This is a genomic window from Ruminococcus sp. (assembly GCF_019417665.1).
Taxonomy (GTDB): domain Bacteria; phylum Bacillota; class Clostridia; order Oscillospirales; family Ruminococcaceae; genus Ruminococcus_C.
The window spans coordinates 43,096-51,148 of the sequence record NZ_DXUU01000018.1 but is presented as its reverse complement, the minus strand read 5'-3'; the positions used below and the strand labels follow the sequence as shown (position 1 = coordinate 51,148).

The 8,053-nt window shown below is 44.9% G+C and carries 9 protein-coding genes; all 9 read right to left on the bottom strand.

Features of this window, described 5'->3' with window-relative positions; translation table 11 throughout:
* Positions 1-423: 423 nt before the first annotated feature.
* The gene (locus QZ375_RS06645; protein WP_295217134.1) at positions 424-630 is read right to left on the bottom strand and encodes a hypothetical protein; all 207 of its coding nucleotides are present in this window, start codon (positions 628-630) and stop codon (positions 424-426) included.
* A 113-nt stretch (positions 631-743) separates the two neighbouring features.
* The gene (locus QZ375_RS06640) at positions 744-959 is read right to left on the bottom strand and encodes a hypothetical protein (protein WP_295217132.1); all 216 of its coding nucleotides are present in this window, start codon (positions 957-959) and stop codon (positions 744-746) included.
* A gap of 9 nt (positions 960-968) precedes the next feature.
* Positions 969-1,802 carry a hypothetical protein gene (locus QZ375_RS06635; protein WP_295217130.1) on the bottom strand — a complete coding sequence of 278 codons (834 nt, stop codon included), beginning with the start codon at positions 1,800-1,802 and terminating at the stop codon, positions 969-971.
* Between the two features lie 23 nt (positions 1,803-1,825).
* Entirely contained in the window at positions 1,826-2,542 is a 717-nt protein-coding gene (locus tag QZ375_RS06630; protein ID WP_295217127.1) for an ABC transporter ATP-binding protein, read from the bottom strand.
* A complete protein-coding gene (locus QZ375_RS06625; RefSeq protein WP_295217125.1) occupies positions 2,536-2,913 on the bottom strand; it encodes a GntR family transcriptional regulator in 378 nt (125 codons plus the stop codon). The genes QZ375_RS06630 and QZ375_RS06625 overlap by 7 nt, the downstream gene beginning before the upstream one ends.
* A 395-nt stretch (positions 2,914-3,308) precedes the next feature.
* Positions 3,309-4,055 (bottom strand): hypothetical protein, encoded by a 747-nt coding sequence (locus tag QZ375_RS06620; protein WP_295217122.1) that lies wholly within the window; start codon positions 4,053-4,055, stop codon positions 3,309-3,311.
* A 226-nt stretch (positions 4,056-4,281) separates the two neighbouring features.
* Positions 4,282-4,683 (bottom strand): zinc ribbon domain-containing protein, encoded by a 402-nt coding sequence (locus tag QZ375_RS06615; RefSeq protein ID WP_295217120.1) that lies wholly within the window; start codon positions 4,681-4,683, stop codon positions 4,282-4,284.
* Between the two features lie 112 nt (positions 4,684-4,795).
* Positions 4,796-5,524, bottom strand: coding sequence for a histidine phosphatase family protein (locus QZ375_RS06610; protein ID WP_295217117.1), 729 nt, complete (start codon positions 5,522-5,524; stop codon positions 4,796-4,798).
* 14 nt (positions 5,525-5,538) lie between these two features.
* Positions 5,539-7,710, bottom strand: coding sequence for a C39 family peptidase (locus QZ375_RS06605; protein ID WP_295217115.1), 2,172 nt, complete (start codon positions 7,708-7,710; stop codon positions 5,539-5,541).
* Positions 7,711-8,053: the final 343 nt, after the last annotated feature.

The following is an 8,053-nucleotide window of genomic DNA, read 5'->3' as shown; positions in this document are numbered from 1 at the left end:
TTTTGCTGCGACACTGTTGAAGGTCGTTTTTATGGTTTTTAGAGGTGACCTAATGTAATTTTAGCGTTTTGCAGACGAAATCGGATGCGAAGCTTCCGCTCGTGAACAGCACATCTCAGAGGGAACGTGATGTTTGTTCTACGGCAAGCAACGTCTTTGGATATCCAAAGACTAAAAGCGGCTAACCGCTTTTTTGTTAGGGGCTTTCGCCTCTAAGACCCCACTCGAACTTAACGCAAAAATCCTCTCCGAACTATATCGTTCGAAGAGGATCTCATACTCACACTTGCAAAAGAAAGAAGCCATCAGAGAACTTCTGAAAGCTTCTTTTAATCGTCATAAGTCTATTTAATATCGGTTTCTATGCCGTTTATACGCCGTTTGAATGGTGATTTATTCGAGTTTTCGTATTCACGCATTCTTTCACATTCTATTAAAAACTTCTTTGATTCCAGCCGGATTTTTTCGCATTCTGCGAGATTCTCGACTTTTCAACGGCATTCTTACATAATGCTTTCGGCGAACAACATTTTTTTCAGCGGCTACAGTAAGAGCCTGTTCAGCATCTTTTCGCACGCATCTTGCTTGCATCTTTTCTGGGAGATTTTGCGAAAATACTCGGAAATCCACAAAGGATTTCCTCCGTTTTTCACTTCATCTCCCAAAAAATCTGACTGCGCAATCTGCGCACGCCCAGATACTGAACAGACTCTAAGATTTCAGACAGAACCGGCGGCTTTGGTTTATTTTGTTTTTTTGGGAATGGCAGATCCGATTGCCATTCCCAGGCACATACCAGAGCACATGCCTAGTACCATATTATCAAAGAGTAATTTGCCAAGTATCGTACCAACGCCAATACCCAGACACATGCCTTCAGCAAGGTAGTTGGTTTCTTTCTTCGACTCAGAAGCGTCAGTATCCTGGATCTCCTCTTTTTCGTCCTTTTCTTGTTCCATGAAAACTCCTTATACGCTTAGCTTTTTCTCGATCATCCAGGTGGTAAGCAGATATCCGCCCACACCGCAGACCAGACTAATGAGCATTGTGGGGAGATACAGTGCCGGATGGAACAGGATATGCAGGAATTCTTCGATCATCTGTGTAGAGGAGAAGGAAACCGCACTCTCTATCATGCCGTCCGGAGCGACCCACATGCTGATAAAGCCGGCGAAAGTGCTAATGGCATTGGTAATGACAAACCAGAGGATAATGCCCAGAATCGTGCGGCCTTTTTGCTGTCCCATGATGGTTTTGAGCATGACAATGACCACATAGGCAATGATGACATTAAATAGGAAGGAAATGATAGAACTGAGGATATACATACAAAGTCCGAAGAGGTTATAGCCATTGAAAATAGCGTCTTTCAGACCAGCTTCTGTTACACTGGAATCAATCAGGGAAATCAGCGAAACAATAGTCATACCAGACTCTTTCAGGAACAGGATCACATCCAGACTGATCAGCAGGAAAAATAAGATTGAAATGCCAAGCAGAGCAAATAATGTCATAAGCAGCTTTGCGCCTACGATCTGTGCTGCACTGCGAGGTGTGGAAAAGAGCAGATAGCCCGGTTTTTTGGAAATGTCATCGTTGAACATAACAACACCATAGAGCAGTGCTGTCGCCGTTCCCAGACAAAGGCAAAGGATACCGCCCATCAATCCGATGGCAAACAGCGGTTCAATACCAAAGCACCATCCGATCAGGTAAAGAATCTCAACAAAGACGGTGATCGCCGCAATTCCCAGAAAAATCATTCTGGAACGACGGAATTCATATTTCAATAATGTGCCCATAATCATAGTCTCCTTTTGTTATGTTAAAATGTTGGTGTAGTCGGCGGATACTGGGATGCAAAGCGTTCCCGGTAGAGATCTGAAATGGATTTGCCATACTGCGTGCGAATATCCTCCAGTTCACCCTCCATGACCAAACTGCCGTTTTCCATCATGACAATGTGATCTACGATCGGTTCCAGCTCGTCAAACAGGTGGCTGGAGATGAGGATTGTAGCATCCGGATTGGCGGCACGGAGAATGCTTTGGATGATCTGGTCACGGCCGATAAGGTCAATGCCGTTTAGCGGTTCGTCCAGCATACATACTTCAGCATTTCTTGCCAGAGTTGCAGCAATTTTCAATTTTGCCGCCATACCGGAGGACAACGCACGCACCTTCATATCCGGTGTCAGTTCCATAAATTGCAGCAAAGTTGCAAATTTTGATGTGTCAAAATCTTCAAAAAAGTCTGCGTAGAATAGTCCAACGTCCTGGATTTTCATATAGTCGTAAAAAAACGGTTCTGTACACATATAGGAAATGTGCTTCTTGGTCTCTACGCCGATGGGGGTGTCACGGTAGGTGACGGTGCCGGTTGTTGGCTTTACCAATCCGGCAGCCACTTTCATCATGGTGCTTTTTCCGCTGCCGTTCGGTCCCACGAGAGCGTATACGTGTCCTGGAAGAAAAGAAAGGCTTAGGTCATTCAGCGCCTTTTTCCCGCCGTAAACTTTTGTGACATGTTCAAATTTCAGCATATGTCTCCCTCTTTCTGTGTTTTTGTCTGCATTTCCAGCAGCGCAATGATCTCTTCTTTGGTGAAATGATAGGTTTTCATCTGTGCAACATAATTTGCACTCAGATGCTCGCCAATCTCCTGGCGAAGCCGTTCCGGCAGTTCGGGATCTTCTACAATAAAGGTGCCAATACCTCGCTTTGCATAGGAGATCCTGTCGGCTTCTAGCTGGCGGTAGATTCGCTGTACCGTATTTGGATTGACCTGATAGGACATGGCCAGTTCCGCATTGGATGGCAGTTTATCTCCTGGCTTTAGTTCGCCGATGACGATTCGACGTTTCAGATCCTCTGCAATTTGCAGATAAATGGGATAGTTAGCCTGAAAATCCATTGCGTTTCCTCCTTTTCACGAATGATAAATTACTTTTAGAATGCTAGTGCACTAGCTATATAGTACACTATTTTTCTCCGTTTGTCAAGGGGTTTTTGAAAAAATATTTTGCTTCGATGATAAATGTCGAAATAGCGGCAAAAAACGGTGATGTTGCTATGATTATGGCTCTTGACCGTGCGGTGAGATGTGGGGTTGGGGATCCGGGGGCGAGTATTTATGATGAGAGGGGTTGTTGATTCTGTAAATCGATCTACAAACTAAGATTTATATTTTGGAATATTACAATTTTTCTCCGAAAAGTCAACATCATAACAAACGCAAAGGCACTTCTGATAGAAATATCAGAAATGCCTTTATAAATCGATATCGTCTTAAGCGGTCTTTTTTATTTATTATTTAGAAGCATTGGTGAGAAGTTCTTCAATTATTCTCAGCATACTTTCCGTGATTCCTGATACATACCATCTTCCTTGAACGCTGTAAGTATAGTACATTCCAGTTTGTAAATTAGTCCCTGTATCGTCAATTGTGTGTACAAACTTTACATCTTCAGCGTCCGCCCACGAAACTTCACTTTTTACAGCTTCTTTCATCTCTTCCATCTTAGCATCTAATTCTTCAACATATGTATCTTCTGCTCCGGTTTCCTCAATTGTTGATAAATACTCCTCATATTCAGCAGCATACCTTTCTATTTCAAGAGCTTCCTTCGCATTTCCGAAAGCATGCGCTTCAACTAAGGTTGTTACTGTATATTCACCATGGTTACCTGTGTCGGCACAATATTTATAAGCCTCTGTTATTTCTTTTTCACTTGCTCCGACTTCTTCTTCAAACTTTTTCCTTGTTTCTTCATCTATCATTTTGGTATATGCACTTGCATCCTTCATAGCTAAAAAATTCTCACACCCCATAACTGCTTCTTCAGGAGTTGCATAACCACTCTGTCCATCACTTTCAATTTCAGCTGCTTTATTATCTTCAGATTCTTTCGTTTCCTCTTCATATGAATTTTCAGCTTTATCTTCAACGCTTTCTGCAACAGATGATTCTTTTTTCGTCTTTTCTTCTTCTCCGCAACCTACCAATGAGAATACACAAGCAAACACTGTTATCATCGCCAATATTTTTTTAATCATAGTAGATTTACCTCCGATATATTATTTTTCAACAAATTCTAATTTGCAGTGCTGTCTGCACCCTATAGCACATATTCGATTATAACATATATGCACAGAAAAATCAGCCATCTGAAAGGAGTGTGATGCCCATGAGCATGAGCATTTTCAAAGGACTTCTCAAAAGTCGAGACAATCCCCAAAACAGCTACGACAGCCCCGTTAACTTTATAGTATGCTGTTGTGTTTAATAGTTGCTGAATGCATCGCTCAGGGAAACGCCGGCAACAACGAAAATCAGAACACAGATGATCACAGCAAGTACCACCATGATAATCTGTGCAAGGATCCAGTTTTTCAGCGTCTTATTCTGAGATGAGCACAAAATCGCAATGAGAGCGATAATATTCACCACCGGAATGGAGAACAGCAGGAAATAGCCGATCCAGCCCAGAATGGAGACAGGTTTTTCACCCTGCTGATAAATTGTGGTCTGCTGTACAGGCGGTGCCTGGTAATAGAGATTGGGCTGAGGCGGCGGTACTTGTTGCGGCTGGGGTGCTGGCTGCTGAAGCTGCGCACCACACTGGCTGCAAAACTGGGTATTGTCGTTGTTCACTGCGCCACAGTAATTGCATGTTGTAGACATAATACATCCTCCTATGTATCATAATAGTATCATTATAGCATAGAATTTGGCAAATTTCAAGGATCTTTAAAAGATCTGCGTAAAAAATGCTCAGATTTACAATCGATCTTCCTCAATCATGTCGCTGTTCTGTGTTCCCAAAAGTTTCACAAAACCGTGCAGCAAACGCTGGTTCTTCACCGTTGGCATAGAGATGCGCCGTATCCCCGAATGCATTCATCCGGAACAGTGCCACGCCCTCCCGGCGTTCTTCGGAAATAAGAGAGGTCACGGAAGTGGGTGCTGCACAGCATCCGTGCCAGAGGATCATGGGTGAAACACCCAGCAGATGGGCGAGCATGACACAGGTGACGCCGAAGTGACAGAAAAAGACAATGGTATCCTCATTAGGGGAGACAGCCTCATAATAATTTTCTCTGCGCACATATCCGTGCTGTTCCAAAATGCCGTCCAACCCATCCCAGACACGCTTTGCCTCTTCTATAACATGTCCTTGTAACATAGGGAGTGTTTCTGCCCAGCGTGTTTTATCGTAATATTTCGGTTCTGCTGTCCAGTCTGCCGGCAGCTGATCCCAGGGAATGCGCAGTTCTCCCGTGTGAAAGTCCGGAATGGGTGCATGAAATTCCCGAAGCCAGGGTAATTCCTCAGCTTTCCGTCCCATTGTGCTCAAGGTCAGCGAAGCCGTGTCCTTTGCACGTCCCAGCGGGGAAACGTAGAATGCTTTCACGTCAAGCTGTGAAATGCGCTCTGCGAGAAGCTTTGCTTCACGCCATCCCTTTTCGGTGAGAGAATCTATGTCATAATCGGGGTCGCCGTGTCGGATAAACAGGATCTTCATAGAACAATATCTCCTTAATTCTGCTCAATAACCACTGCCTGATAGCCCATCGCCGCATAGCGTGCCTCAACTACGGCACGGGAGTAGGCTTTCAGTCCGTTGCTGTTGTATGGGTCATTCATATAATAATAGTTATCATCATATCCCACCAATACCAGGCAATGCTCATGACGTTTCCAGGTGAAAAGTCCGCCTGTTTCCGGTACGATCCATTGTGTGCCGTTGTCCGGTATCATCATATTGATAGTGGCCCAAATCGCTACCGGTGTGCCATTGTCAATATAATTTGTCAGGAGCGTGGATATGGATGTGCCAGTAATATTTTTCGCTGTATCGCCGCCAGTGAGTACCCGATTCAATGCATTGGTGATGACAGGCGCATAACAGCCGTAACCATGAGAAGAACGTGGATCACCGATAAATGCCTTGCTGGGGTCGGGACCATATAAAATGCCATTGTTATAGTAGAGATAGCCGATGTCCAGTGCTGTGTCGATGAAAGTACCGATGCTGGTGGAATAACCAGCGTCACGCAAAAGCATCACTGCGCTGGCACTTTCACAGCCTGTAGGGAATCCACTCTGGCTCAGATAAGGCGTAGATAAAAGCACCTTTGTCACAATGCCATTTGCATTGGTGGTGATGCCGTTTTTTGTCTGACTTCTCAGAAGGATGCCGCTGTCCGGGTTAAAATAATATTTGCTGTTGCTGATAACTGCGATCCCACGGACATCAGTGCCGTTTTCCTGGAAATAATAAGTATTTCCACTTATTGTTTGCCACCCAGTCAGCATAACACCGTTTTCATCAAAGTAATAGCGGCTGCCATTTGCAGCAGTCTGCCAACCAGTTACCATAGAGCCGTCGCTGCGGAAACAATATCGTTTTCCGCCAATGGTTTGCCAGCCGGTGCAGAGTTGACCATTTGCATTAAAATAGTATCGTTTTCCTTCAGAATCCATCCATCCGATTTTGGCAGAGCCGTCCTCTTGGAAATAATATGTGTTCTCATCTAGCGTGATCCAGCCATAGTGCAGAATACCGGTATCACTGTCAAGATAATACCATTTCTGGTCGATTTTCTGTAAGCCGAACTGCTGTACACCAACGGGGTTAAAATAATAGGTCTCGTTTTCGATCTCCACAAATCCCACAGCCATTGCGCCATCTGTACCGAGGTAGTAGATCTCGCCGTCAATAGACTGCCAACCGGTCTGCATAGCACCTGTCTCGGAGAAATAGTACGAAATGCCGTTGACGGATATCCAGCCTCTCTGATAACTGCCATCGTTGTAATAATAGCGGACAGTCTCATCAGGCAGTGTGCAGAATCCTTCTGTTACTGCGCCGGATGTTTCAGAAAAGGGATAGTATTCTCCATCGATTTGCTGTAATCCGGTGTATTTTCCTGCGTCAGGCGATATATAATAATACTGGTCATGCCAGATGATCCAGCCGTATTCGGCTTCTCCGGTGATGGGATGAAAATAAAGCCGTTGTCCGTTTATGGTCTGCCAGCCTGTATGTAATGTGCCGTCATCGTAAAACCAATAGGGTGAGCCACTGATCTCATGGATGCCGCCGTCCATAACGGTGCCGCTTTCGTTGGCGTAATACAGACCGCCTGAGGTTTCTGTGCGGAAAAATCCGGTTTGCAGCACGCCATATTCGTTGAAATAATACCGGGATGCTGTATCGTTTTTCTCCAGTGTTACCCAGCCAGTTACTTTGCCGCCGTCCTGCTGGATATAATACTGGTCACCGTGCCAGTTCAGCCAGCCGAACTGAGGCTTTCCCGTCTCCGGATCGTAATAATACCGATTGTCGCCGACAGTTTGCCAGCCGGTTTTCAGGATGCCGTTTGCATCAAATTGATAAGGGAGACCATCGATCTCCTGGTATCCGGTGCAAAGCATCCCTGTTTTGTCATAATAGCAGATGATGCCGTTTTCTGTATTATGCCAGCCAGGTTCGCCAGAGTCAGGTACAGTTGTTCCTGTTGCAACAGGTGTCCCTGTAGCGACGGGTGTTTCCGTTGCAATAGGCGTGTCAGTAGCAACGGGTGTATTGGCAGCGGCCGGGACAGTGCCTTCTTCTGCGGCAGCCGGTGTGGTCATCATTGTAAAGCCAACCACTGCGGCGGCAATGGTACCGGCACTGGCAAGGGATTTCCATAAATGCTGCATATATGTATCCTTTCTGCGGCATATGAAACAAATTGTATAAGCCGCTTTTGATCAGCAGTCCTGCCGGAAATGGTGCAGAATTGCTTTTACCCCATTTATCATTATACGCAAAAGAAAATGATTTGTCAACGGCTGGAGAATTTTCGTGTTTTCGCCCAAATATTTCGGCAAAATGTGCACTTTTCGAACCGAAAATGTGAAACTAAAAATGAAGCATGATGACAGAAAAGAAAGCACATATCTTGACAAGCTCTGTTCTTTCTGGTATGATACTAGAGGACAGTATTCCCCAGTGGAAATTGTACTATTTTTGCGCAGCTGTCATACCGGCAGCTGCACAGGA